A 215-nucleotide genomic window follows, 5' to 3' on the forward strand; every position below is an offset into this window, starting at 1 on the left:
CGCACCGCCGACTCGTACAGCTCCGGCACCTCCTGCAGCGTCCGGGCCACCTTCAGACCCCGCCCGCCGCCACCGAACGCGGCCTTGATCGCGATCGGCAGACCGTGCTGCTCGGCGAACGCGACCACCTCCTCCGCACCCGAGACCGGGTCCGGGGTGCCGGCCACCAGCGGCGCACCCGCGCGCTGCGCGATGTGCCGGGCGGCGACCTTGTC

General features: G+C 75.3%; 1 protein-coding gene. It reads right to left on the bottom strand.

Going from position 1 to position 215, the window contains the following annotated elements; translation table 11 throughout:
- A partial coding sequence (locus N4G66_RS45570) for an ATP-binding protein (RefSeq protein ID WP_449343332.1) occupies positions 1–215 on the bottom strand: 215 nt, incomplete at both ends.

Source organism: Streptomyces rhizosphaerihabitans, from assembly GCF_025399795.1.
In the GTDB taxonomy this organism is placed as follows: domain Bacteria; phylum Actinomycetota; class Actinomycetes; order Streptomycetales; family Streptomycetaceae; genus Streptomyces; species Streptomyces rhizosphaerihabitans.